This window comes from Aeromonas sp. QDB20, from assembly GCF_027707805.1.
GTDB classification, from domain to species: Bacteria; Pseudomonadota; Gammaproteobacteria; order Enterobacterales; family Aeromonadaceae; genus Aeromonas; species Aeromonas dhakensis.
The window spans coordinates 273,188-298,826 of the sequence record NZ_JAPCJC010000004.1 but is presented as its reverse complement, the minus strand read 5'-3'; the positions used below and the strand labels follow the sequence as shown (position 1 = coordinate 298,826).

24 protein-coding genes, 1 tRNA gene and 1 riboswitch are annotated in these 25,639 nt (G+C 62.0%); of the genes, 12 read left to right on the top strand and 13 right to left on the bottom strand.

All coding sequences use genetic code 11. The features are described from left to right. Window positions 1-11 precede the first annotated feature (11 nt). The 3 genes from PG897_RS07105 to PG897_RS07095 all read left to right on the top strand — a co-directional run bounded on the left by PG897_RS07105 (window position 12) and on the right by PG897_RS07095 (window position 4,085). A complete protein-coding gene (locus tag PG897_RS07105; RefSeq protein WP_043170888.1) occupies window positions 12-3,140 on the top strand; it encodes a multidrug efflux RND transporter permease subunit in 3,129 nt (1,042 codons plus the stop codon). A gap of 117 nt (window positions 3,141-3,257) precedes the next feature. Continuing rightward, complete coding sequence (locus PG897_RS07100; protein WP_196249025.1) at window positions 3,258-3,644, top strand: hypothetical protein; 387 nt, start codon at window positions 3,258-3,260, stop codon at window positions 3,642-3,644. A gap of 198 nt (window positions 3,645-3,842) precedes the next feature. After that, window positions 3,843-4,085 carry a hypothetical protein gene (locus tag PG897_RS07095; RefSeq protein WP_052248715.1) on the top strand — a complete coding sequence of 81 codons (243 nt, stop codon included), beginning with the start codon at window positions 3,843-3,845 and terminating at the stop codon, window positions 4,083-4,085. Window positions 4,086-4,325: 240 nt separating this feature from the next. On the opposite strand, the gene PG897_RS07090 is transcribed toward PG897_RS07095, so the two are convergent. Then, window positions 4,326-4,415 (bottom strand) — tRNA-Ser (locus tag PG897_RS07090). A gap of 416 nt (window positions 4,416-4,831) precedes the next feature. On the opposite strand from PG897_RS07090, the gene PG897_RS07085 reads away from it, so the two are divergent. Continuing rightward, entirely contained in the window at window positions 4,832-5,749 is a 918-nt protein-coding gene (locus PG897_RS07085) for a L,D-transpeptidase family protein (RefSeq protein WP_270828801.1), read from the top strand. A 27-nt stretch (window positions 5,750-5,776) separates the two neighbouring features. Continuing rightward, window positions 5,777-6,772, top strand: a complete 996-nt coding sequence (locus tag PG897_RS07080; protein ID WP_017785840.1) for a DUF481 domain-containing protein — start codon at window positions 5,777-5,779, stop codon at window positions 6,770-6,772. Between the two features lie 94 nt (window positions 6,773-6,866). On the opposite strand, the gene PG897_RS07075 is transcribed toward PG897_RS07080, so the two are convergent. From PG897_RS07075 to PG897_RS07065, 3 genes are all read right to left on the bottom strand, one after another. Then, entirely contained in the window at window positions 6,867-7,586 is a 720-nt protein-coding gene (locus PG897_RS07075; RefSeq protein ID WP_043170859.1) for a MaoC family dehydratase, read from the bottom strand. Between the two features lie 233 nt (window positions 7,587-7,819). After that, window positions 7,820-8,764: a 23S rRNA (adenine(1618)-N(6))-methyltransferase RlmF gene (gene rlmF, locus PG897_RS07070; protein ID WP_043170858.1), complete on the bottom strand. Its 945-nt coding sequence runs from the start codon at window positions 8,762-8,764 to the stop codon at window positions 7,820-7,822. Between the two features lie 151 nt (window positions 8,765-8,915). Next, complete coding sequence (locus PG897_RS07065; RefSeq protein ID WP_005298673.1) at window positions 8,916-9,404, bottom strand: C40 family peptidase; 489 nt, start codon at window positions 9,402-9,404, stop codon at window positions 8,916-8,918. 275 nt (window positions 9,405-9,679) lie between these two features. Between PG897_RS07065 and PG897_RS07060 the strand changes: the two genes are divergently transcribed. Together PG897_RS07060 and PG897_RS07055 are read left to right on the top strand one after the other, a co-directional pair. Beyond that, complete coding sequence (locus PG897_RS07060) at window positions 9,680-10,402, top strand: 4'-phosphopantetheinyl transferase family protein (protein WP_201880519.1); 723 nt, start codon at window positions 9,680-9,682, stop codon at window positions 10,400-10,402. After that, the gene (locus PG897_RS07055) at window positions 10,399-11,247 is read left to right on the top strand and encodes a tetratricopeptide repeat protein (protein WP_019839645.1); all 849 of its coding nucleotides are present in this window, start codon (window positions 10,399-10,401) and stop codon (window positions 11,245-11,247) included. The genes PG897_RS07060 and PG897_RS07055 overlap by 4 nt, the downstream gene beginning before the upstream one ends. A 143-nt stretch (window positions 11,248-11,390) precedes the next feature. Here PG897_RS07055 and PG897_RS07050 read toward each other — a convergent pair whose 3' ends face one another. Continuing rightward, a complete protein-coding gene (locus tag PG897_RS07050; RefSeq protein ID WP_010634682.1) occupies window positions 11,391-11,633 on the bottom strand; it encodes an Lpp/OprI family alanine-zipper lipoprotein in 243 nt (80 codons plus the stop codon). A gap of 224 nt (window positions 11,634-11,857) precedes the next feature. Next, entirely contained in the window at window positions 11,858-12,511 is a 654-nt protein-coding gene (gene ribB / locus PG897_RS07045; RefSeq protein ID WP_005298666.1) for a 3,4-dihydroxy-2-butanone-4-phosphate synthase, read from the bottom strand. 105 nt (window positions 12,512-12,616) lie between these two features. Further along, window positions 12,617-12,774, bottom strand: a riboswitch (FMN riboswitch). Between the two features lie 199 nt (window positions 12,775-12,973). Between ribB and purU the strand changes: the two genes are divergently transcribed. Continuing rightward, window positions 12,974-13,810: a formyltetrahydrofolate deformylase gene (gene purU / locus PG897_RS07040; RefSeq protein WP_011705222.1), complete on the top strand. Its 837-nt coding sequence runs from the start codon at window positions 12,974-12,976 to the stop codon at window positions 13,808-13,810. A 69-nt stretch (window positions 13,811-13,879) separates the two neighbouring features. Here the strand turns inward: purU and PG897_RS07035 are convergent, their stop codons facing one another. After that, complete coding sequence (locus PG897_RS07035) at window positions 13,880-15,142, bottom strand: DUF945 family protein (protein WP_201880508.1); 1,263 nt, start codon at window positions 15,140-15,142, stop codon at window positions 13,880-13,882. Window positions 15,143-15,237: 95 nt separating this feature from the next. Beyond that, window positions 15,238-16,719, bottom strand: a complete 1,482-nt coding sequence (gene cls, locus PG897_RS07030; RefSeq protein WP_201880505.1) for a cardiolipin synthase — start codon at window positions 16,717-16,719, stop codon at window positions 15,238-15,240. Window positions 16,720-16,815: 96 nt separating this feature from the next. Between cls and PG897_RS07025 the strand changes: the two genes are divergently transcribed. After that, entirely contained in the window at window positions 16,816-17,358 is a 543-nt protein-coding gene (locus PG897_RS07025) for a DUF1439 domain-containing protein (RefSeq protein ID WP_005298658.1), read from the top strand. A 4-nt stretch (window positions 17,359-17,362) separates the two neighbouring features. Here the strand turns inward: PG897_RS07025 and PG897_RS07020 are convergent, their stop codons facing one another. Next, window positions 17,363-17,842 carry a GNAT family N-acetyltransferase gene (locus PG897_RS07020; protein WP_201880502.1) on the bottom strand — a complete coding sequence of 160 codons (480 nt, stop codon included), beginning with the start codon at window positions 17,840-17,842 and terminating at the stop codon, window positions 17,363-17,365. 428 nt (window positions 17,843-18,270) lie between these two features. Here PG897_RS07020 and PG897_RS07015 point away from each other — a divergent pair, with 428 nt between their 5' ends. The 3 genes from PG897_RS07015 to PG897_RS07005 all read left to right on the top strand — a co-directional run bounded on the left by PG897_RS07015 (window position 18,271) and on the right by PG897_RS07005 (window position 21,947). Next, entirely contained in the window at window positions 18,271-19,434 is a 1,164-nt protein-coding gene (locus PG897_RS07015; protein ID WP_043170852.1) for a M23 family metallopeptidase, read from the top strand. Window positions 19,435-19,628: 194 nt separating this feature from the next. After that, window positions 19,629-21,026, top strand: a complete 1,398-nt coding sequence (locus PG897_RS07010) for an alpha-amylase family protein (protein WP_043170850.1) — start codon at window positions 19,629-19,631, stop codon at window positions 21,024-21,026. Window positions 21,027-21,197: 171 nt separating this feature from the next. Further along, window positions 21,198-21,947 (top strand): lytic transglycosylase domain-containing protein, encoded by a 750-nt coding sequence (locus PG897_RS07005; RefSeq protein WP_043170849.1) that lies wholly within the window; start codon window positions 21,198-21,200, stop codon window positions 21,945-21,947. Between the two features lie 255 nt (window positions 21,948-22,202). On the opposite strand, the gene aqpZ is transcribed toward PG897_RS07005, so the two are convergent. From aqpZ to PG897_RS06985, 4 genes are all read right to left on the bottom strand, one after another. Beyond that, on the bottom strand, window positions 22,203-22,889 hold the full coding sequence (aqpZ, locus tag PG897_RS07000; protein ID WP_201880499.1) for an aquaporin Z: 687 nt from the start codon (window positions 22,887-22,889) through the stop codon (window positions 22,203-22,205). Window positions 22,890-23,215: 326 nt separating this feature from the next. After that, on the bottom strand, window positions 23,216-23,737 hold the full coding sequence (gene ruvC / locus PG897_RS06995; RefSeq protein ID WP_005298649.1) for a crossover junction endodeoxyribonuclease RuvC: 522 nt from the start codon (window positions 23,735-23,737) through the stop codon (window positions 23,216-23,218). A 186-nt stretch (window positions 23,738-23,923) separates the two neighbouring features. Then, window positions 23,924-24,850 (bottom strand): Gfo/Idh/MocA family protein, encoded by a 927-nt coding sequence (locus tag PG897_RS06990; protein ID WP_201880496.1) that lies wholly within the window; start codon window positions 24,848-24,850, stop codon window positions 23,924-23,926. Between the two features lie 207 nt (window positions 24,851-25,057). Beyond that, complete coding sequence (locus tag PG897_RS06985) at window positions 25,058-25,444, bottom strand: hypothetical protein (protein WP_005298645.1); 387 nt, start codon at window positions 25,442-25,444, stop codon at window positions 25,058-25,060. Between the last annotated feature and the right edge of the window lie 195 nt (window positions 25,445-25,639).

The following is a 25,639-nucleotide window of genomic DNA, read 5'->3' as shown; positions in this document are numbered from 1 at the left end:
GAGACGTTTTCATGCCGCAGTTTTTCATTCATCGCCCGGTGTTTGCCTGGGTGATAGCCCTCTTCATCGTGCTGGCGGGGGTCATCGCCATTCCCAAGTTGCCCATCTCCCGCTATCCCTCGGTGGCGCCGGTGTCGGTGACCCTCTATGCCACCTATCCGGGCGCCACGCCACAGACCCTGAACGATGCGGTGGTGAGCCTTATCGAGCGCGAGCTGTCGGGAGTCAAGAACCTGCTCTACTTCGAGTCGTCGGTGGACACCTCGGGCAGCGCGCAGATCACCGCCACCTTCAAGCCGGGCACCGACCCCGAGCTGGCCCAGATGGACGTGCAAAATCGCATCAAGGCGGTCGAGCCTCGCTTGCCACAGGCGGTGCGGCAAAACGGCCTGCAGGTGGAGTCCGCCTCGTCCGGCTTTCTGATGATGGTCGGCATGACTTCACCGGATGGCCGCTTCGATGAAATAGCGCTGAACGACTACATGGCGCGCAATATCGTCCAGGAGCTGCGCCGCATCGAGGGCGTGGGACGGGTGCAGCTGTTCGGCGCAGAGCAGGCCATGCGAATCTGGGTGGATCCGGGTAAGCTCGCCGCCTACGGGCTGACCATCAGCGAGGTAGCGCAGGCCATCGAGCAGCAGAACGTGCAGATAGCGCCTGGGCGCCTCGGCGACGAACCCGCCCTGCCGGGGCAGCGCCTGACGGTCCCCCTCACGGTAGAGGGGCAACTGACGACCCCAGAGGCGTTCGCCGCCATCGTGCTGCGGGCCGGTGGCGATGGCGCCAAGCTGGTGCTGGGCGATGTCGCCCGGGTCGAGCTGGGGGCGCAATCCTACGCCTTTGCCAACCGCGAGAACGGCGTGGCCGCCACCAGCGCCGCCATCCAGCTCTCCCCGGGTGCCAACGCCGTGCGCACCGCCGATGCGGTGCGCACCCGTCTCGCCCAGCTCGCCCCCACCCTGCCGGTGGGCATGGCCTACTCGATCCCGTTCGACTCGGCCCCCTTCGTCAAGGTCTCCATCGACAAGGTGATCCACACCCTGCTGGAAGCCATGGTGCTGGTGTTCCTGGTGATGTTCCTCTTCCTGCAGAACCTGCGCTACACCCTGATCCCGGCCATCGTCGCACCCATAGCCCTGCTCGGCACTTTCGCGGTGATGCTGCTCGCCGGCTTTTCCATCAACTCCCTGACCATGTTCGGCATGGTGCTGGCCATCGGCATCATAGTCGACGACGCCATCGTGGTGGTGGAGAACGTCGAGCGCCTGATGGCCACCCAGGGGCTCTCGCCCCGTGAGGCGACATCGCGAGCCATGAAGGAGATCACCGGGGCGGTGATCGGCATCACCCTGGTGCTCACGGCGGTGTTCATCCCCATGGCGTTCGGCAGCGGCTCAGTGGGGGTCATCTACCAGCAGTTCACCCTGTCGATGGCGGTCTCGATCCTGATTTCCGCCTTCCTCGCCCTGACCCTGACGCCGGCGCTCTGCGCCACCTTGCTGCGCCCGGTCAGCCAGAGCCATCATGAGAAGCGCGGCTTCTTCGGTGCCTTCAACCGGGGCGTCGAGCGACTCACGACGAGCTACGGCGTTCGGGTCACCCGCCTGGTCGGGCGCAGCGGACGCATGATGGCGGCCTTCAGCGCCCTCTGCGCCGTGCTGGCCATCGCCGCCGCCCAGCTGCCCTCCTCTTTCCTGCCGGACGAGGATCAGGGCTACTTCATGACCTCCATCCAGTTGCCGACCGGTGCCACCAGCGAGCGCACCCTGGCCGTCATCAAGGAGTTCGAGGCCCATGTGGCCTCTCGCGAGGTGCTGGACACCAACCTGGTGGTGCAGGGCTTCAGCTTCTCCGGCGCCGGCCCCAATGCGGCCATGGCCTTCACCATGCTCAAAGACTGGGATCAGCGTCATGGCGCCACGGCTGCCGAAGAGGCAGAGCTGGCACAGGCGGCCATGGCCAACAGCAAGGAAGGCACAGTGATGAGCCTGCTGCCGCCCGCCATCGACGAACTGGGCACCTCTTCGGGTTTCACGCTCTTCCTGCAGGACAGGGCCAACCAGGGGGACGCCGCGCTGCTGGCCGCCCAGGCGCAACTGCTGGCACTGGCCACCCAAAGCGAGCTGGTGAGCGATGTCTATCCGGACAGCCTGCCCCCCGGCGAGAGCATTCACCTCGAGATTAACCGGCAGAAAGCCGAGGCCATGGGACTCTCGTTCACCAGCGTGAGCAGCACCCTGTCGGCGGCGATGGGGTCGCTCTACATCAACGACTTCCCCAACGGCGGGCACATGCAGCAGGTCATTCTGCAGGCCGATGCCAAGGCGCGCATGCAACTCGATGACGTGCTCAGCCTGCGGGTGCGCAATGCCAGCGGCGGCATGGTGCCCCTGCGGGAGGTGGTGACGCCAACCTGGCACCAGTCGCCGCAGCAGATGATGCGCTTCGAGGGCTTCCCTGCCGTGCGTCTCTCCGGGAGTGCCACCCCCGGGGTTTCCAGCGGCGCCGCGATGGCGGAAATGGAGCGTCTGGTGGCACAGCTGCCGCCAGGCTTTGCCCTGGCCTGGACGGGGCAGTCGCTGCAGGAGCGCCAGTCGGCGGCCCAGGCCCCCATGCTGATGCTGCTGTCGGCGCTGGTGGTCTTCCTGGTGCTGGCCGCGCTCTACGAGAGCTGGTCCATCCCGCTCTCCGTGATGCTGGTGGTCCCCCTGGGCCTGCTCGGTGCCGTGGCGGCAGTGATGCTGCGCGGCATGCCCAACGACGTCTTCTTCAAGGTGGGCATGATCACCATCATCGGGCTGTCGGCCAAGAACGCCATCCTCATCGTGGAGTTTGCGCGCCAGTTGCACACCGAGGGTCGCACGCTGCTTGATGCCGCGGTGACCGCCGCACGCCTGCGTCTGCGCCCCATCTTGATGACGTCGCTCGCCTTCACCCTCGGCGTGGTGCCGCTGATGCTCGCCAGCGGCGCCAGCGCGGAGACCCAGCATGCCATCGGCACCGGCGTGTTCGGCGGCATGATCAGCGGCACCCTGCTGGCCATCTTCTTCGTGCCGGTCTTCTTTGTCTTCATCATCGGGGCGCAGGAGCGCCTGCAGGTCTGGCTGGCCCGGCGTGCTCAGCAATGGGGAGAGCAATAATGGCCAGGCTTTGCCCCCTGAGCCTGTTGTGCGGCCTGAACGAGGGCCGCCAGACAGCTCTGGTTGAGGTCTGCGTTGCCAGCCCTCATTCACCCACCATTACGGAGGAGCCACGCCATGTTTTCTGACACTCAACGCCGCTGGCTGATCCTCCTGGCCTTCTTGCCGGTAGTCATCGACATGACCATATTGCACATTGCCGTACCTTCGCTGACCCAGGCCCTCGGTGCATCCGCTACCGAGGTACTGTGGATCATCGACATCTATCCGCTGCTGATGCCGGGACTGCTGGTGGCCATGGGCACTCTGGCGGATCGTATCGGCAACCGGCGTGTGCTGCTCACCGACCGGGCTTGCCATCTTCGGGATGGCTTCCCTGTTGGCCACCTTTGCGCCGACGCCAGACATGCTCACCAATGCACAGGGGCTGCTGGCCCTGGTGGGCGCGATGATCATGCCCTGCGTGCTGGGCACCATACGTCGCACCTTCCAAGAGGAAAATGAGCGTGCCATTGCGCTGGGCCAGTGGGAAACAGTTAGGGTTGCGGGACGGTCCTCGGGCCGTTGATCGGCGGAGTGCGGCTGGCCCACTACTGACGGGGATCGACCTTTTTTATCTATGTCCCGGTCATGCTGTTGGTCGCGCCGCTGGTATTCATCCTATTGCCGCCAATCGAACGGACGACGTCGGGTAGATGGGGATTGGGCCAGGCGCTGCTGCTTATCCTCGGCGCCCTGACGGGGGTCGAGCTGACCCTGGCGCAGGCGCTGCAATACGTGCTGGGCAACACGCCACTACAAGCCGGCATGTTCATCATCCCCATCATGGCCGCAGCCGCCGTGGGCGGCCCGAACGCAGGTTACCTCTTCAACCTCTGTAGCCTGCGCACCGTCGCCAGCTCATCGCTGGCAATCTCTGCGGCCGCACTCTGCTATCTGACCTAGGTGGACTTTCACCATCCCAATGTCAGGATGCCAGCAACGCTGGCCCTGCTGGGACTCTGTCTCAGCATCGGTCTGACGGCTTCCTCCATTGCCAACATGGACGCAATGGAGGCGGACAGAGGTGCAGGGAGGCAACAGTCTATGAACCAGGGGCGGGGTTCGGGAGCACCTTCTAATGGCGTACTATAAAAATCACAAAATGAAAAAGCCCAACCTGTCAGACAGGTTGGGCCTTGAAGATGGCGGAGAGACAGGGATTCGAACCCTGGGTGGCATTGCTGCCACAATTGATTTCGAGTCAATCCCGTTCGGCCACTCCGGCATCTCTCCACGGGGCTTCATTGTTACCGGAGCCGCCTCTGGAAATCAACTTGAATCTCTTTAAAGATCAAACAACTGCACACAAAACCAGCAGATAAGTACACACCAGGCAAACGGGCGTCCGAGCCTGTCGCTCCCGGTACTGGTACCCAATCCAGGGCGATCAGCCCCCTGCATTGCGTCCCGTGCATTCGATGGCGCTGAACCGCCATCCCCCTCCAGTCAGCGTTCCTCTGCTCATTGCAGATGACTTGGCTTTGCATTAAAAACAGGCAAGACAGGGTCAACATGACGGATTGCCGTGCAGGGACCCGGCTGCAGCCCTTGTCGGCCAGGCTGGCAATCGGCGCGCATTTGACTGACAATTTCCCCCTTTTTCCCAGGAGGTCGCGGCGCGGCCTCTCATCCAATCAGACAGGAAGTACATGTTCATCGCACGAACCCTCTCATTGCTGGCACTGACCGCCAGCCTGCTGACGGCTCCGGCCTTGGCTACCACCTATCCACTGCCCCCGGCAGGCAGCCGCCTGATCGGCGAGCTGGAGGACTACATAGTCCAGCCAGATGAACATCTCGAGCTCATCGGCAAGCACACCCAGATTGGTTTTTTGGCGCTGCTGGAAGCCAATCCGGGAGTCGACCCCTATTTGCCCAAGCCGGGCACCCGGCTGACCCTGCCGACCCAGATGCTGCTGCCGGACGTGCCCCGCGAAGGCATAGTGATCAATCTGCCGGAGCTGCGCCTCTACTATTTCCCCAAGGGCAAGAACGAGGTGATGGTGCTGCCCATCGGCATCGGTGACATAGGGCGGGAGACTCCCGAAATGACCACCACCATCATTGCCAAGAACCCCAATCCAACCTGGGTGCCCGGCCCCATGGTGCGCAAATCCTGGCTGGAACAAAAAGGGATCACCCTGCCGGCGGTCGTGCCACCAGGCCCCGACAACCCCCTCGGCAAGTTCGCCATGCGCCTTGGCTATGGCAAGCAGGACTATCTCATTCACGGCACCAACAAGGATTTCGGCGTTGGCCTGCGGGTCAGTGCCGGCTGCATTCGACTGCGTCCTGACGACATCGAGGCCCTGTTCAAGATTGTCCCCGTCGGCACTCAGGTGCGGGTGATCAACCAGCCGGTCAAGACCGCCATCGAGCCCGATGGCCGCCACTGGCTGGAGGTTCACTCTCCCCTCTCTCGCACCGAGCTGGAGCTGAAACAGGGCGCCCCGCTGATCCTCTCCGCCGAGGCGCAGGCCTTCATCGCCAAACCAGAAGTCGACGGGGACAAGGCTGCCAGCGCGCTCAACAGCAAGAACGGCATTCCCCGTCCCGTCAGCGGCTGATAGCCAACCATGTTCACGAGGATCTTCATGAGCTACCGCGTTTTTTGCCTGCTTGCCCTGCTGCTGAGCCCGGCGGCTCTGGCCGACATCCTCTGGATGGACAACGGTGACCGGCTGACCGGCACCATAGAGGAGATAGGTGACGAGGAGGTGCGCATCGCGCTCCCTTATAGCGAGCCCGTCACGGTCAAACGCGAGGCGGTCAAGCGCTGGCGCATCGAGAAGCAGGACAAGCCGAAACCGACCGTCAAGAGCGGCATTACCCTGCTCGCCCTGACGCCGGATGATCAGAAGGCCTGGCTGTGGAGTGGCAGCGGCGATCTGAACGTCAAGCTCAAGCACAACGACAAGAAGACCAACAACGTCAACCTGAAGGCATCCACCGAGGTGGCCAACCTCGACTGGCGTTATACGCTGGACGGGGAGTACATCTACGAGACCGCCAACAACGTCACCAACAGCCATGAGTACCGGCTCCAACCCATGTTGGACTTTTTCTTCGACCAAAACTGGTTTCTGCGCTCAGCCGTCGACTTCGAATATCGCATGCTGGAAGCCGACTACATGAGCCTTGCCTACTCCTCTGGCCCTGGCTACCGGTTCTGGAACGACAAGCGGCGGCGACTGGAGCTGATCGGCCAGGCCGGGCTGGAGCGCTCATACACCAGACCGGATGACCTCAACACCCTCTTCATCATCAGCCTGTTCAACGACAGGATCATCAACTATCCCCTGCTGGGCCTTGGCTGGGACTATCGTCAACCCGTCGACCTCTGGTCGGAGAAGCTGGAGTTGTTCAGCAAGGGCGGCTACAAGCGCTATCTGGACCAGCCCTCGCCCTACATCACCCGGGAGCAGACAGTGCAAGGCAACCTGGGAGTACGCTACTACTTCAACGATCACCTGCGCCTCTCCTGGTCGAGCGAGCTCGACTGGCAAGACTATCGCATCCACTTGCCGGGCTTCGAGCTCAAAAGCAGCAAGGAGTGGCGCCACCTGCTCACTCTGGGAGCCAGTTTCTGAGCCAGACCGATCACAGATGACCCAGCAGCCACAAAAAAAATCAGGCCCACCTAGGTGGGCCTGATTTTTGGCAAGACTGGGGGTGAGCCGCGGCCTAGAAGTAGAGTCGGGTGACAGACTCGATGACGCAGCCGGGGCGGCGTACCCCCTCGATCTCCACCTTGATCTCCTTGAGCAGCTCCAACCCGCCCTTGATCGGGGTAACCCGAGCCAGCTTGGTGCGCGCGCGGATGTTGCTGTCCACCTTGATGGGGTACGGGAAACGAACCTGATCCAGACCGAAGTTCACCACCATACGGGCGGTCGGAAACTCCGGATTGGCCTCGTCCACCGAGCCGGTCAGCTGCGGCAGCAGGGCCAGAGTCAGGAAGCCGTGAGCGATGGTGGTCTTGAACGGCGATTCGGCGGCGGCACGCTCGGGGTTGGTGTGGATCCACTGATGATCCCCAGTCACGGCGGCAAACTGATCGATCATCTGCTGGCTGACATGCAGCCATTCGCCCACGTGGGTCTCTTCACCGATGCGCGCCTGCAAGGTGGCAAACAGGGTCGCCGCCTCACCGTCGAGTTCGATGATCGACTCTTGCGGTGGCACGGGCTGGCCGTTGACGGCCTGGGCCGCACCCTGCTGCTGCAGCATGGACTGGTTGTCGCCCTGCAAATCCAGCACTCGCCCCAGCAGAGGGTGGAGGTGTGCCTTTTGCTGAAACTCACGCCAGTAGTCGCGGATAGCCGGGGAGAGCCAATCCTTGAGCTCAAAGGGGTGCTGCGCCAGAATTTCGCGCTTGCGCTTCAGAAAATCGACAACTTTCATGTACCGATCCCTATTCGATTCAAAGCCTGTAAAGAGGTCTAACCAGTCCTATTTTATTAAAGTTACAGCTGAAAGTGCAAAAAAATCTCGGCGTACAGCTGTACCAAGGCAAAAATCACTACAGGATAGCTACATAACAGCATGATGAACCAACGAAGAAAACGATTGCCTGTTTTTTATCCGATCATGTTGGCATTGAGATGAAAAAGGCCCGTCACGGGCCTGTGTGGAGATCAGCGCGCTGCTGACCACCACTCGCGGCACCCTGCCTCATCGAAGAAGGTCCAGGCCAGCACCCGGCTCACCTTGTTGCCCTGCGCCATCTCGAGCACCCGCACCTGACGAGCACCGACCCGGGTCAGCGCCTTCTTCGCCGCCGGCAGATTATCCTTTTTCGATACCAGCGAGCTGAACCAGAGGCACTGTTCGGCAAAGGCCCGGCTCTGGTTGATCATCGCGGCCAGAAAGGCGGCCTCTCCCCCTTCGCACCAGAGCTCGGCCTTCTGGCCGCCGAAGTTGAGCACCGGCTTGTCCTTGACCTCCTTGCCCAGATTGCGCAGCTTGCGCTCAGTCCCCTTGCTCGCCTCCGCCAGCGACGCGTGAAAGGGAGGGTTGCAGAGGGTCAGCGCGAAACGCTCGCGCGGCGCCACTATGCCCTGAAAGATGTCGCCGGCCCTGCACTGCAGGCGACACTCGATCTGGCTGCCCAACCCGTTGCTGTTGGCCAGCAGAGAGGCGGCCTTGACCGACACCGGGTCGATGTCGGAGCCGACGAAGCGCCAGCCATATTCGCGGGCGCCCAGCAGGGGGTAGATACAGTTCGCCCCCACCCCAACATCCAGCACCCGCACGCCCTTGCCGGTCGGCACCTTGCCCGCGCTCTCGGCCAGCAAGTCAGCCACTCTGTGCAGATAGTCCACACGCCCAGGAATGGGCGGACAAAGGTAGCCAGCCGGCAGATCCCAGTGCTGGATACCGTAATGCAGTGCCAGCAGGGCCTTGTTCAGCGCCTTGACGGCGGCGGGGTCGGCAAAGTCGATGGTGCTGGCGCCGTAGGGATTGACGAAGACGAAGGGCTGCAGCTCGGGAGTACGCAGGCAGAGCGCGGCAAAGTCGTAGGGAGCCTGGTGGCGATTGCGCGGGTGCAATCCGGATTTATGGTCTGAACGGGTCTTCATGCTGGGCCTGCCGGGGAAAAAACGGGCCCACACTATAGTGATTCGGCCCCCGAAAGTCTAAATCGCAGCCATAAAAAACCGGGCTGCGGGAGCCCGGTTCAAGTGAGGTTGGAAAAACAGTCCGTACTGCGAGCCGTTTGTCCAGCCTGACTCAGATGTCGATCCGGCGTGCCTGCCAGAACTTGCTGCGCCAATAAGAGCTGTCGAGCTTGGAGCGGGTTACCCCGGCCCGAGTGGAGGCGTGGATGAACTCGCCATTGCCCACATAAATGCCGACGTGGTTGAGGCGGCGATTGATTTTGAAGAAGACCAGATCCCCTTCGACCAGATCCTGCTTGGAGACTCGGGTGCCTTCATGGACCTGGGAGCGGGTATCGCGGGGAAGTTCGATGCCGACGGCGTTGCGGAACACTTCACGGGCAAAAGCGGAACAATCGATGCCACGCTGGCTGCTGCCTCCCATGCGGTAAGGTACGCCGCGCCACTCTTTGTATACAGTCAGGATTTCGTTTACATCTGGGGTTTGTGAAGCTTCCGGTTCAATTACGGGTTCCATCATGGAAACTTCGATCTTGCTCGCAACCTCGGGCTGGGGTGCCGAGGCACAACCCACCATTCCGAGCGCGACCAGCAGTAGCATCAGGTGGCGCAATCCTTTATCCCCGCAAAATAGTAAAACTTGTTAAAATACGGCCCGAACGGGCAATTTATAAGGCAACAGCACCCGACTATATCCAAGAATTCTATCGAGGCAAGCGAAAATCCCTATCGACCTCACATTTCGGCAAGGAAATGCATTATTTTTCCTGATTAATGTGATCGTGGCCAAACAATATACAATCTCGAAAGAAGCCGTCCTGACCGGATTAAACTGACTTTTATCGCTGTTTCGCCGCTCTTTTAAAGTGAAAAATTATGATCTCTGTGGATCTCTATTTGTTAAAACCGGCAAAGGTCGACGCCGAGCAGCTGACTCTGCTGCAAACCCTGCTCTCCCCCGCCGAACGGCAGGCATGGCAGGCGATTGGCCAGCCGTTGCGCCGCCAGGAGTACCTGCTCAGCCGCGGGCTGCTGCGACGGCTGCTGGCCGAGCGGCTGCAGTGCAACCCCGATGCACTGCAATTTGCCAGCAACCCGCACGGTAAACCTGTGCTGAGCGACGAACGCTGGCAGTTCAACCTCAGTCACAGCGGGGATTGGCTGGTGATCGCCCTCTGCGCCGCCGGCCCGCTCGGGGTCGACATCGAGATGGGTCAGCGCCGCCGCCAGACTCTGCCACTGGCGCGCCGCTTTTATGCACGCAGTGAATATGAGTGGCTGCTCGCCCTGCCCGAAGCGGAGCAAGAGTCGGCCTTCTATCGGCTCTGGTCGCGCAAGGAGGCGGTGCTGAAAGCCCACGGCGCCGGCATCGCCGCCGGCCTCGACAAGGTGCGCTTCGTGCCTGAGGAAGAGTGGCGGCTCGACAACCAGCTCGATGAACAGGATTACCGGGTGCAGGATTGGGCCATCGGCCAGGGCTGGCTCAGCCTGGCCGCGCCGACCCTGGCCGTCAACGGCTGGCTGCTCGATGGCAGCTTGAATTCTGTGCCCATCAACCCCATGTTAACTCACACCATTTTCCAAGAGTCAGCCTCATGATCGTCGACATCAATCCCCAGAATTTCCAAGCCGCCCTGATCGATGCTTCCATGAAAAAGCCGATCGTCATCTATTTCCACGCCCCCCAGATGCCGGAGTGTCAGGCCATGACCCCGCAGGTGGAGGCGCTGGTCGGCCCGGCCAATCCCCAGGTGACCCTGGCCAAGGTCGACATGAACGATCCGCAGCTGCAACCGCTGGCCGGTCAGCTCGGTCTGCGCGCCCTGCCGGCGCTGGTGCTGTTCCATCAGGGCCGCCCTGACGAGCAGGCCATTCTGGAAGGCCCGCAGGACGAGGCCACCCTGCGCGGCTATTTCGCCGCCTTCGCCCCCAAGGAGGAGGAGCTGCTGCTCGAACAGGGGCAACAGGCACTGGCGGACGGCCAGACGAGCGTGGCCTATGGCCACTTCGGCAAGGCCCATCAGCTGGCACCGGATCGCCACGACATCAGTCTGTGGTTGACCCAGGCGGCACTCGATCTCAATCTGCTTGATGAGGCTCAGGAGCTGCTCGGCAAGATCCCGATGATCGCCCAGGATGACCACTACCAGACGCTTGTCTCCCGTCTGGCGCTGGCCCAACAGGCCGCGGACAGCCCGGAGCTGCGGGCGCTGGAAGCCCGCCACCAGCAGGAGCCTGACAACTTTGCCCTGGCCCAGGAGCTGGCGGTGCAATACAGCCAGGCCGGCCGCCAGGAAGAAGCGCTGGCGCTGTTGTTCACCATCCTCAAGCGGGATCTCGCCTTCGGCGATGCCAAGAAGACCTATCTCGACATCCTGACCACCATGGGATCCAACCCGGCGGCACAGGGTTACCGTCGCAAGCTCTACAGCCTGCTCTACTGACTTGAAAGGAAGATGAGCAACGGGGTGATGCCGAGCGATCGGCATTGCCTTGTCAGGCGGGGATCAGCGAGGAAAATGCGGGAATTTGATGAATTTCAGGCAAAAAAAAATGGCGCATAACTGCGCCATTTTTTTCGCATGGATTACTTCTTGTAGGAAGTAGCCATGTTGTCGATGCGCTGGTTAGCACGCATAGCTTCTTGCTTGGCTTCTGCAACATCAGCAGCGATCTTGGACTGATCAGCACGAACAGCGCTAACATCTTGAGCCAGTTGGTCAACTTTGTTAGACAGATTCTGAACGGAAGTTTCCAGTTCGCTGGTGTTTGCACAACCGCCCAGCAGAGCGGACAGACCAACAACACCTACCAACAACATTTTTTTCATTTTAAAAGCTCCCTTTAACTCGCCAGACGTTTAGCAAGCGGCGTGATTATGGCACAAAAAAATCATAGTTTGGATAGGCCCCATCACAGATAAATGCATTAAAACCCTCATTTTTTTTTAAACGTACACTTTTTGTGCAAAGTTCAGTCAAAAATAAGGGTCACTGGATGAGGTTCGCACAAAGCGTAACCAAATTTTGTGCTTATTACAATTTCGTATGAGGCTCAGGCTGAACGTTCTGACAGCAACTGACGATACTGCACCAGATCCTCGATGGTCAGCACCGGCATGTCATGGCGGCGGCCAAATGCCACCAGATCCGGCAAGCGGGCCATGGAGCCATCTTCCTTGGTCAATTCGCACAACACACCGAAGGGTTTGAGCCCGGCAAGCTGCATCAGATCGACCGTGGCTTCGGTATGGCCGCGGCGGGTCAACACCCCGCCAGTGCGGGCCCGCAGCGGGAAGACGTGGCCCGGGCGATGCAGGTCGGAGGGTCTGGCACCGTCGGCGATGGCGGCCCGGATGGTAGTGATGCGATCGGCCGCCGAGACGCCGGTGGTCACCCCCTGCGCCGCCTCGATGGTCACGGTGAAGGCGGTCTGATAGTGGCTGGAGTTGGCCTCCACCATCATCGGCAGTTCGAGCTGGCGTACCCGCTCGTCGGTCAGGCAGAGGCAGACGATGCCGGAGCACTCGCGGATCATCATGGCCATCTGTTCATTGGTCATGGATTCGGCGGCGAAGATGAGATCCCCTTCGTTCTCCCGATCTTCATCGTCGGCCACCAGCACGCCGCGGCCGGCACGCAGAGCTGCCAGCGCCGCTTCGACACGGGCAATGGGATCACCAAATTCACTGAGAAGAGACTGATTCATGGTAAGACTCCTAAACAAGACAAGGACCAGAATCAGGGCATGGAAAGGCAGACAGAGATAGGCATGCAGCGGCCGGCCCGCGGGGGGCTTGCCTGCAATAGTCTGTCTTATCCTCTTTCATCCGGACTGTGACCGTCGGCTCCGGCATCTCACCGGATCTGCTGACCCCGTCCCGGCTGAAAACCGGGTCGGGCGCTCGCGGGCTCCCCGAGTCAAATCGGGATACCGCCGGTGGGGAATTTCACCCCGCCCTGAGAATAAGCGCAGACAGCCTAAAGAAAAACGGCGCCGGATACCAGCACAAAACCCATCAAGGATGAATAGCATGCCTGCTCCTGGGCACGGATCGCCCGGATGCACGGCGCGCTGTCCTTTCTGATTTTGTTTGTGGCATAGTGCCAGAAAAAACGCGCGGCCTGCGCAGACTCAGGCGCCAACAACACCAACGGAATCATGACAGAGATGGAAAAGAAAATACTGCTGACGGACTGCCCGGACGCCAAGGGCCTCATCGCCAAGATCACCAACATCTGCTACAAGCATCAGCTCAACATCAACAAGAACGACGAGTTCGTGGATCACGAAAACGGCCGCTTCTTCATGCGCACAGAGCTGGAGGGGCGTTTCAACGACGAGACCCTGCTGGCCGACCTCGATGATGCCCTGCCCGCCGGCGCCCAGCGCCGGCTGGTCAAGGCCGGCAAGAAGCGCATCGTCATCCTGGTGACCAAGGAGACCCACTGCCTCGGCGACATCCTGATGAAAAACTACGCCGGTGCGCTGGACATGGACATAGTGGCGGTGATCGGCAACTACGACACCCTCGCCGAGCTGACCGGCAAGTTCGACATTCCGTTCCACACCGTCAGCCACGAGGATCTGAGCCGCACCGAGCATGAAGAGCAGGTGCGCGCCATCATCGACGGCTACCAGCCCGACTACGTGGTGCTGGCCAAGTACATGCGGGTGCTGACCCCGAGTTTCGTCGAGGCCTATCCACGCAAGATCATCAACATCCACCACTCCTTCCTGCCCGCCTTCATCGGTGCCCGCCCCTATCGTCAGGCCTTCGATCGCGGGGTCAAGCTGATCGGTGCCACCGCCCACTTCGTCACCGACGATCTGGATGAGGGCCCCATCGTAGAGCAGGATGTGATCCACGTCGATCACACCTTCAGTGCCGACGACATGGCCAAGGCCGGCCGCGACGTGGAGAAGTCCGTGCTGAGCCGGGCCCTCGAGCTAGTGCTGAACGAACGGGTGTTCGTCTACGGCAACAAGACGGTGGTGTTCAAGTAATTCCGGCCCCTGAAAACGACAAAGGCTCCCGCGGGAGCCTTTGTTCCATGTGCACTGACGAGACGTCAATCAGAGCGGCAGATCGTTGATGGTCATGGCGCCCTTGTCGAGCTTGATCTCGGCCGTCAGCTGCTCCTTGTCTGCCTTGAGATACCCCATGGCCGCGAACTGATCCAGCATGGGTGCCAGCTGCGGCACCGCCTTGCCCAGTTTGCCGCTCAGGTTGGCGTGCAGCAGGCCGGAGAGGGCGTGCATCCCCTCTTCGCTGTTGAACAGCTGCTCGAGCGAGGTGCTCGCCAGCTTGATGTCGCCCTTCATGGCCACCGGTTCGCCGTTGAGATGGGAGCTCAAGTCCACCAGCTCCAGCGTGGCGCCACGCTTGAGCATCTTGTCCAGCGCCTGCTGAATAGCCTCCTCTTCCACGCCCTGGCCGCTGGAGGCCTGCAGCGCCTGATAGCCTTCCAGATCCAGCCCCTTCAGATTGAGGGCCAGCTTGCTCTGGGTCAGCGCCAGGTTGTCCGCCTCGTTCTCCAGATTGAGGGTATCCACCTTCATCTGGTAGCTGCTGGAGAGGGTCTGGGCATCATCCCCAGCCAGCTGGGTCTCGGAGGTCAGCCCCTGCAGGGAGAACTTGACGTTGTCCGGCAGCTGCACCGACAGCGCGGAGAGAGTCATGTCGCTGCGGGGAGAGAGCCAGATGCCGCGGATCTCGGCCATGTCGGCACTGCCCTTGAGCTCGGCCAGCACCATGTCCATCTTGTTCTGCTCTTCGTGCAGGGTCATGCCCTGCCAGTGGAAGGTGAGGTGGCCATTGCCTTCCAGATCGCCGTGATAGTCACCCTTCATCGGCAGGAAGCTGAACTCGTCGAGCCCCTGCTTGACCTTGAACTCGTTGGCCCAGAAGCGGCTGCTGTTGCTGGAAGTCCACAGGCTGCTGACCGACTCGATACCAAACTGCCACTGCTCCATCTTGAAGGCGCTGAACACGGGCGCCAGCGAACCTTGCCTGGTGTCGAGCAGCATGTTGCTCTTGATGTAGAGCGGCAGGATGCGGCTGTCGACGATGAACTGCACCTCGACCGGCTCGCTCCCCTCCAGCTGACCATCCAGGCTGGCCAGGGTCTGCGGGGTGATCACCATCTTCAGCACGCCGTCGCGGGTGAACAGGTTGCTCGAACCCGGCTGCCAGCTCAGCTCGATGCCGCTCTCCTGCTTCACCTTGGCGATCTGCTCGGCCATGATGCGGTCGAACGCGTTGCCCGTGTACCAGCAGGCACCCAGCCCACCCACCACCAAGGCCGCCGTGACGGCCAGCGCTACTCGCTTCTTCATCTTTATTCCGTTCTCCAGGGAGTGATTGCCGCACTCTACGGGGCAAGTTCGGGGGGAGGCAAGCGCAATTCGGCGCCGACCACAATTAAGTGATGTCACAACAAGGGGCTGAACAGATAGAACATGTTCTCCATGGCCTTCTTGTACCAGGGGCGTGCCCGCCACCTGGCCAGCGACATGGGCGTCGCCTCCACCATGTAGCCCTGCACCAGCTGGGTCATCTCGGCGACGAACACCGGATTGTCGATGAGCAGGGTCACCTCGAAGTTGAGCCAGAGACTGCGCCGATCCAGGTTGACCGTCCCCACCAGGGCGAAATCGTCATCCACCAGCACGCTCTTGGTGTGCAGCAGGCCGGCGTCGTAGCGGTAGATCTCCACCCCCGCCTCCAGCAACTCCTCCATGAAGGCATTGCAGGCGTAATTGGCCATGATGGAGTCGTTGCGCGCCGGCAGCACCAGCTGCACCTGCACGCCGCGGGCCGCCGCCGAGGAGAGCGCCGCCGCCAGCGGATCGTCCGGCACGAAGTAGGGGGTGGTCAGCACCAGATGGTGGCGGGCCTGGTAGATGGCCAGCAGCAGGCTCTGCTGGATGCAGTCGCCGCCGACGAAGGGGCCGGACGGGATGAGCTGGGCCCGGTAGTTGCTCTGGGGCCAGGCCTCCGGCTCGTGCTGCAGGCTGTCGAGCAGCCGCTCGCCGGTCTCCATCTCCCAGTCCCAGACGAAGATCGACCACATCAGCGGCACCATGGGGCCCTGTACCCGGATCATGATGTCGACCCACTGGCCGACCCCGGCGTTCTGCTTGAAGAAGCGGGGATCCACCATGTTCATGGAGCCGGTGTAACCGACCCGGTCGTCGATCACCACCAGCTTGCGGTGCATGCGCAAATCCTGACGCTGGAACGGGATGCGCCAGGCCCCGACCGGCAGCACCTCCACCAGCTTGACCCCCGCCTTGCGCAGCTTCTTCGGCCAGGGCGAGCGGAAGAAGGTCTTGCTGCCCATGGAATCGAGCAGCAAGCGACAATCCACGCCGCGCGCCGCCACTTCCATCAAGGCTTCACACACCTCGTCGGTGTCGCCGCCCGGGTGCCAGATGTAGAACTCCAGGTAGCAGGACTGGGAGGATTGGCGGATGTCGCGCACTATCTCGCGCAGGATGGCTTCCGGCTTGCTGAGCAACGTCATCCGGTTGCCGGAGAGCATGGGCATGGCCAACCGCCCCTGGATCAGATCGTGCAGCGGCTGGGCCTTCTCCCCCACCTCGCAGCAGTGCTGGGGGAAGAGCCGGGCCAGCTGGCGGATCCAGATGGCATAAGGGCGGTACATGGCCTGGGCCCGCTCGGCGCGCCGCCGGCCGAGGCGAATTTCGCCAAACAGCACGTAGAAGCCGACCCCGGCAAACGGGATGGCATAGATGAGGGCGAGCCAGGCGAGCGAGACCCCGATGGGACGACGCTTCATCACCACCCGCAATGAGACCCCCGCCACGATCACGGTGTGAAACAGCAGCAGCAACCAGCCCAGGAACTGGGAAAACAGCAGTTGGATGTCGTGCTCCAGACCGTTGATCACGAGAACTCCTTTTACACAGGGGTGAAAGCGGTGGGCAGATCCCACGAAAGCAGGATGGTATGCTGTAAGACACACCCATTCAATCAGGTCGTTAGCATGATCCTGTCATCTATGCTGCTCAGTCTGGCCATGCTAGGTCAAGGCTCATATGACATCAATGAGCAACAGATAAACCAGTACCTGCAATCCCAGGTGCAAGTGAACAAACAGCTGGAGCTGCCCGGCATCATCAAGGCCCATGTGCAGCTCGAGCAGAGCGACGTGCAGATCGGGCGTCAGAGCCCGGACACCGCCCGGGTCTACGGCAAGGGCAAGCTCAAGATCGCCCTGCCGGACAACACCGAATACGACGCCCGGCTGAACATGGCCTACGAGGCGAGGCCGCGTTACGACAAGGCGCAGAGCGCCCTGTTCCTCGACAACATGAAGTTGATTGAATACAAGCTGGAGCCTGAGGCGGCGCAGCAGAAGTTCGGCTTCATGCTCGGCATGCTGCTGCAGAGCATGGAGAAGCGGCTGGAGACCCAACCGGTCTACCGGCTCGATGCCAAGGATCCGAATCAGGCCTGGCTGAAGGAGAATCTGCTGGGGCTGGAGCTGTCACCGGGCAAGATCCACCTGCTGACCAAGCCCCAGTAAGGGATCAGTTGTAGACGGGGGCCTTGGCCTGGCGCACCAGCAGCTCGATCTGGTAACCCTGTTCGCGCTGCTGGTCATAAAGGGAGAAGAGCGGCCCCTCCAGCTCGTGCAGGGACAGGTCGGCGAAGCCGGCCTTGAGGTAGAAGGGCTTTTCGAACGGCAAGGCCTGGCAGATCACCGGCTTGTCCAGCAGATCGCTGCAAGCGTGTTGCAACAGGCGAGAACCCAGCCCCAGCGACTGGTAGTGGGGCAGCAGGCGAAAGCCGCAGAGGTGATAGTAATCCTGTTCGTCGCGCAGGCGCACGGCCCCCACCAGCCAGTGGGCGTCGCGTACCACGAAGATCCGCTCGGCCAGATCCGGCACATAGTGGGAGAAAGTGGTTTCGTAGTAGTCCCTGATCAGGGAGAGATCCGCATCGCAGTACTCTTCGAACGTGAGTTCCATCGCCCGTTTGCCTATCACACTCGTTTCATCCTTGGCCATCCGGCCAGATCCTCGCACAGAAGTTGTTGGTCGAAGAGATCCGACCAGCATGAAGATATCACGGCTTTTAGTAACAAAAAAGCCAATAACCACACCAAGTTGCATACTTTTTAACATGCTGCCGGCGCGGCGGCAAACCGCAATCCTAGCACGGCAAACCCGAGGCAGACACTGTTTGTCCCTTCTCTTGGCCCTTTACGGCAGCCCGCCATTTGATGACCCGCAACCTACTGATTTGGCTCTACAAACAGATCGCGTAAACATTTATTAACAAATCATTCTCGTCATCTCCCCGCACAAAAAGCCCCATTCGAATAGCAACTTTACCGTTTCGCCCTATGGTGAAACCTTGGCATAGCATCGCGCTGTTGTTGCCTGCGTGGGGTCACCCCCACACCGACACCTCACCACTTTGCCAAGGAGCTATCATGTCCAGACCGATCCCCTCCCTGTTGCTGCTAGCCTTGCTGCCCGCCGCCGGCTGGGCCGGCGACATCCATGTCCCGCTTGCCCCCTATCACTTCACGGCGCAGCAGCTTGCCACCGGCCAAGCCCCGGCACTCCCCCTGGATGAGGCCCACTTCGTGTTCGGCGAGGCGGCCATGGCGTTCGATCTGCACGATTTCCTGCTGCAACAGGCGCCTCACCTGCTGCCCAAGGAGGAGGTGATCCTGCACTGGAGCGGCATCACCAGCCTCAACCCCCAGCTGCTGCTGGCCCTGATGGAGACGAGCAGCCAGCTCATCTCGGCCCCCTCCGAACAGGCCATGGCGGCGCCATTCGCCAAGCTGGTGAAGGCCAGGGGCTTTGACAATCAGCTGGAGCTGATGGCGCGCCAGCTCTCCGAGCGCTTCTATCAGGCCCGCGCCCAACAGCAGCTCACCCCGCGCCGCACCCCTGCCCTGGCGCCGCAAGCCGCGCACCAGGCCGCCCTCGCCAGCCTGCTGAGCGCGCCAGTGCAGCAGCAGCTTGGTGAGCAGTGGCAGACCCTGTTCGGCCAGGACGCCATGACTTCCCCCGGGGGCGGCGCGGCCGCGCCCGCGGCACCGCTGGCTGGCGGCCAGTTCCAGCTGCCCTGGCGCCAGGGCTACAGCTGGAAGGCCAACGGCGCCCACTCCCATACCGGCTCCGGCTACCCCTACTCCTCCATCGACGTCTCCTACGACTGGCCGGGCTGGGGCGGTGCCACCTACACGGTCACCGCCGCCAACAGCGGCACCGTCACCGTCTTCTCCCGCTGCCAGGTGCGAGTCACCGCCCCCAACGGCTGGGCCACCAACTACTACCACATGAGCGGGATCTCGGTGCGCAGCGGCGACTACGTGGCCGCCGACACCCCCATCGGCACCTATGCCAGCAACCGCAACGAGGCCCTGTGCGAGGGCGGCTCCTCCACCGGCCCACACCTGCACTTCTCCCTGCTCTACAACGGAGTGTTCCAGTCCCTGCAGGGACAGAAGCTGAGCAGCTATGCCGTCAACGTCGGCGCCAGCAACTACGACGACAACTGCAACCGCTTCTGGCTCTACAACCAGCGCAATGGCCAGCGCTACTGTGCCTGGCAGCCGCTCTACAACAACGGGGTCGACTGAGTTGCAATACAACCCGCTAAGTGATTGAAAAATCAGTAATGATGGGATCTGTGCGGTTTTTTGCAAGCCGTCACAGATCCGCACAGTCCGCTTTGAAAGTGCTCACAAAATCACCGTCAGGCGATTGCCGGCCAGCCAGGCTGGTGTGAGGCTCTGGGTGCCCATCAGGGCACCCAATAAAAGGACTGACAATAATGAAACACACAGCGGGAATCTGGGCGATCGCAGGCATGCTGATCGCTCCTTTGGCACACGCCGACGTCATACTGCACGCCTTCAACTGGAAATACAGTGAAGTCACCGCCAAGGCCGATCTCATCAAGGCTGCCGGCTACAAACAGGTGCTCATCTCGCCGCCCCTCAAGTCATCGGGCAACGAGTGGTGGGCACGCTACCAACCCCAGGATCTGCGCCTCATCGATACCCCCCTTGGCAACAAGCAGGATCTCGAGCAGCTGATCGCCGCCATGCAGGCTCGGGGCATCGCCGTCTACGCGGACGTGGTGCTCAACCACATGGCCAACGAGAGCTGGAAGCGCAGCGATCTCAACTACCCCGGCAGCGAACTGCTGCAAAGCTATGCCGCCAACCCCGGCTACTTCGAGCGGCAGAAGCTGTTTGGCGATCTGGGCCAGAACTTCCTGGCCGGCCAGGACTTCCATCCGGAAGGGTGCATCAGCGACTGGAACGATCCGGGCAACGTGCAGTTCTGGCGGCTGTGCGGCGGTGCCGGCGACAAGGGTCTGCCGGATCTCGACCCTAACAACTGGGTGGTGAGCCAGCAGCAGGCCTACCTCAAGGCGCTCAAGGGGATGGGCATCAAGGGCTTTCGGGTCGATGCAGTCAAGCACATGAGCGATTACCAGATCAATGCCGTGTTCACCCCGGAGATAAAGCAGGGGATGCACGTGTTCGGCGAGGTGATCACCACCGGCGGTGCCGGCAGCAACGACTACGAGCGCTTCCTCAAGCCCTATCTCGACAGCAGCGGTCAGGGTGCCTATGACTTCCCGCTGTTCGCCTCCCTGCGCGGGGCGCTCGGCTATGGTGGCAGCATGAACCTGCTGGCGGATCCCGGTGCCTATGGCCAGGCCCTGCCGGGCAGCCGGGCGGTCACCTTCGCCATCACCCACGACATTCCCACCAACGACGGCTTTCGCTACCAGATCCTGAACCCGACCGACGAGAAGCTGGCCTACGCCTACCTGCTTGGTCGCGATGGCGGCTCGCCGCTGGTCTATTCGGATCACGGCGAGACCCAGGCCAAGGACGGGCTGCGCTGGCAGGACTACTACCTGCGCAGCGACATCAAGGGGATGATCCGCTTCCACAACGCGGTGCAGGGCCAGCCCATGCAGCTGGTCGGCAGCGGCGACTGTTTCGTGCTGTTCAAGCGCGGCAAGCAGGGGCTGGTCGGCATCAACAAGTGCGACTACGAGCAGGAGTACTGGCTCGATACCGCCAAGTTCGAGATGACCTGGTATCGCAACTATCGGGACGTGCTCGACCAGAGCGCTGTGGTCAACGTGCAGAGCCAGTGGGTCCGGGTCGCCATTCCCGCCCGCAGTGCCCGCCTCTGGCTGCAGGAGTAAACCGGCAACTGCCGTGCGAGGCTGCCACCAGGCGGCCTCGCTTTTTTATTGCGCACACAAAATGGTGAACCGCGGCCACACCTCGGCCTGCGCGGGCTTGTTCTGCCCGCGCCGTGATGCTTTACTCAACAAGGCTAACGAGGCTGAAGGAGCAAGCCGTTGAAAGCATGGATGTTGATGGGATTGATCCCGCTGTTCTCCCCGCCCGGCTGGAGCCAGACACCCGCCCCGGCCGAGGTGGTGATCCTCACTGCCGAGCCGCCGGCCCCGCCCCCCGCGACGGCCCCCGTCACCCTGCACACCCCGGGGGTGCTGCCGCCACCCGAGCCGGCCAGCCCTCCGCTGCCGCCCGGCACCCGCCAGATCCAGGTCTACAAATCGGTGCAGAAAAATGGCGTGGTGCGCTACTCCGACATGATGCCGGAACAGGGTCACTACGAGCTGCTGCTGTTCAACGACTGCTACGCCTGCGACCCCGACTCCAAGGTCAACTGGCACACCACCGGCCTGTTTCTCTATGACTACGCCAGCACCATCCAGGCGGCAGCCAAGGCCTATCAGGTGGAGCCGGCCCTCATCCGGGCGCTGATCCACGCCGAATCCGCCTTCAACCCCCTCGCCGTGTCCCGCAAGGGGGCCATGGGGCTGACCCAGCTGATGCCCGCCACGGCGCGGGAGCTGGGGGTGGGCAACGCCATGCTGGCGGAGCAGAACATCTTCGGCGGGGTGAAGTACCTGGCGGGGCTGCTCAAGCAGTATGGCGGCAACGTGGCGCTGGCCACCGCGGCCTACAACGCCGGTGCCGGCGCGGTGCAAAAGCATGGGGGCATACCCCCTTACGCAGAAACCCGCGCCTATGTGGAGCGGGTGCAGCTGCTGCGCCAGCGCTACAAGGACATGTTGAGCGCCAAGGGGTTGTAAGCCCTTGGTAAGCCACAAACAAGGTGGCACACCCTCCCATATGGCCGAAACCCGCACCTATGCCTATGTGTGGAGCGGGTGCAGCTGCTGCGCCAGCGCTACAAAGACATGCTGAGCGCCAAGGGGTTGTAGCCCCTCCCCTCTTGCCGACGACCAAGCAACTTTGCGGGCCCTTGCGGCCCGTTTTCGTACCCGCCAGAAACGAAAAAACACGCCCGGGGGCGTGTCGATACCACACTTTGCTGCCCTGACGGATCAGGCTTTGGTCGCGATCGCGCGATAGGCCAATGCACCCAGAATGGCACCGACGATGGGCGCAACCCAAAACAGCCACAGCTGGCTCAGTGCCCAGCCCCCCACGAAGAAGGCCACACCCGTGCTGCGCGCCGGGTTGACCGAGGTATTGGTCACCGGAATGCTGATGAGGTGAATGAGGGTCAGGCACAGGCCGATGGCGATGGGGGCAAACCCGGCCGGGGCCCGGCTGTCGGTGGCGCCCATGATGACGAACAGGAAGAAAGCTGTCATCACCACTTCGCACACCAGCGCCGCCAGCATGCTGTAGCCGCCCGGAGAGTGCTCGCCATAGCCGTTGGAGGCAAAGCCCGCCGCCAGGTCAAAACCGGCCTGACCGCTGGCAATCACATAGAGCACCGCCGCTGCAGCAATCCCGCCCAGCACCTGAGCGACCATGTAGGGCAGCACGCCGGAGGCCGGAAAACGACCGCCGGCCCACAGGCCAATGGTCACGGCTGGGTTCAGGTGACAGCCCGAGATATGGCCGATGGCGTAAGCCATGGTCAGCACGGTCAGACCGAAGGCCAGCGCCACGCCGAGCAGGCCGATGCCGACGTTCGGAAAGGCGGCGGCCAGCACGGCGCTGCCGCAGCCCCCCAGCACCAGCCAGAAGGTGCCCATGAATTCAGCTGCAAAAGGTTTCACTTCTCGACTCTCCCAATGATGGATGAAGCGGGAGCCCAGGGCTCACCGGGCCGCACCACGCGGCCGGCGCATATTATGGGAGTCAGGATCGGGCATGCGAAGGGAGGGGGGCACGGCCATAAGACGTGATATGCATCACAAGCCGTTGATTAACTGAGAGGATTGTCGTTAGCGACCGATCAGGCAGCCCTTCTCGGTGGAGAGGAGGTGCGACAGAAAGTGACCCTTTTGAGGCTTCTGCCGACAGCCACCGCTGCCAGAGGAAGCAACCCGCCGATATATGGCCGGTTGCCCGATAGTGCCGCTATCACAGTGGCATGCGCGGCTCAGCGGTAGCGACCGCGCACCGATCCCGTGCTGCGTCCGGCCATCTTGATCAGGATCTGGCGGGTATGGAAGTGGCAGAGCGCCACCCCGAGGGCATCCGCCGCATCCGCCTGGGGGGTGGCCGAGAGCTTGAGCAGGTGGGTCACCATGTGCTGCACCTGCTCCTTGGCGGCGCCGCCGGTGCCCACCACCGCCTGCTTGATCTGGGTGGCCGAGTATTCGCTCACTGGCAGCAGGGCATTGACCGCCGCCACGATGGCGCTGCCGCGAGCCTGACCCAGCTTCAAGGCCGAATCGGCATTGCGCGCCATAAAGACCCGTTCGATGGCAAACTCGTCCGGCTTGAACTGGGTGATGATCTCGCTCACCCCGTCATAGACCTGCTTGAGGCGCGACGGCAGCTCCCCCAGGTCGGTGCGGATGCAACCCGAGCCCAGGTACTCCGCCTTGCCCGCCACGATGCGAATGACCCCGTAACCGGTGATCCGGGAGCCCGGATCTATCCCCAAAATAATGCTCATAGACTCGCTGCTGCTCTGAAGGCCGTTTCTGCTCGCCAAGATAGCAAACAAGCCAGCGCTTGGCTCGCCCGGCAGGCGCCCTCCCCTGCCGACTGCGCAGGGATGCGCCATCTCATACAGTGGTCCGACGATTTTTTCGCCTGCCGCCCAACCCATGGCCCGAGCAAACCGGCGCGGCGCTCACCCTCACTCCCCCGCCAGGGCCACCAGTTGCTCCGCCAGCCGGTGGCTGTGCAGATAGCTCTCTATCAGCGCTCCGTCGGCCCGCCCCGCCTCAATCTGCTGATACCAGTGGGCCAGCATGGAGACAAAGCCCCGGCTCGCCAGCACCGACTGCCAGTCGTCGGGGGCCAGGGTCTGCACGGTTTTATCGCGGGCCAGGGTGCCCCGGGTGCAGTTCTCGATATGCAGGGAGAGGTTGTCGCCATAGGCGTCGATACGCTCCTCGGTAATGCCAGCACTGCGGTTCATGATGCCGCTCACCGCCACCTGCCCGCTCTGCCAGGCCACGCTCACCCCGGCCAGCAGCGCCGGCTGACGGGTACAGCGCCGCAGCACCGCATGCAGATCCCCATCAGGCGCCCCCCCGTAGTAGCAGAGGCTGTCGAGCACATGGATAAAGTCGTCGAACAGAAACGAGCGCGGGGCCCCCGCCAGGGCGTGGCGGTGCTTTTGCCAGTTGAGCTCGGTGAGCGGCTGATTATCTGCAAGCGGCAGCGCCCGGGCCGCACTCATGGCGGGCAGATAGCGGCGGTTGAAGCCCACAAACAGCGGGCAGTTCTTGGCGATGGCGATATTGGCGAGGCTCTCTACCCCGGCAAGAGTGTCGCAGAGCGGCTTGTCGACAAAGGTGGGGATGCCGGCGCGCAGGCACAGGACGGCCAGCTCAAGGTGCACCGCGGTGGTGGCGTGGATCATCACCGCATCGGGGTGGCTTGCCAGCAGGTCAGCGACTTCGGTGAAGCGCTCGGCGATACGGTACTGGCGGGCCAGCTTATCCAATACCGCTGGATTGCGGGTACAGAGCAGCGGGGTGACTCGCTCGTCACTGGCCAGCAGCGGCAGATAGGCTTTCTGGGCGATATCACCCAGACCTACGAGGGCAATGCGCATGACAACTCCTTGTTTTATCAGGCACGCGTGGGCAGAGTCAGCGATGGTGAACGCCTGCGCCAACCGGTCAATGCAAACTGGCGGACAGAGTAGCACTCCCCTCCTCTCCCCTCCATCGGCGGCGCCAAAAGCAACAGGGGCGACCCGCCGGTCGCCCCTGTTTCTGCATCTGTTGCTTGCATTACACGCCGGATCGGCCTGCGAGGATCAGCCCCGTGACAGCCCTTTGAGGGACTGGCAGTCGTAGTAGGTGACCCGCGGCTTGTCGTTGTAGTTAAGGTCGATCACCCCGAACAGCATTTTACGGGCGGGGATATAGACGTGGACATAGTTGGCCTGCTTCTCGTCGGCCACCTTGACGCTCTCCTGGTTGTTGTTCAGATAGGAGTTGAGCAGTCCTGCGCTGCTATAGCGCTCCAGCAGGTTCATCGGGAGCTCTTCGTTGTGCTTGAGGGTGCACAAGTTCTCCGGTTTGGGCGGGAATTGGCCCACCACCACTTTGCGCCCTTGCGGGCTGGTCTTGTCAACAGAGGTCATGCTGCCGGCACAGGCCGTCAGCGCCAGCGCGGGCAACAACAGAAACAGTTTTTTCATGGGGTCTGAACTCACAGATGGCGGGCCATCCCGGCCCGGTTTTGCCGCGGTGTTGACCGCGACGCTCACCGCCGCCATCACCGCTGTCGCTTTTTTGATATCTCTCGCCGAGCAGGCTCGTGTCGCGAGTGGCGCGCATCTTCACACCCGGCACCTCGTTATTCAATCACTATTCAATCAACAGGACGGGAAGAG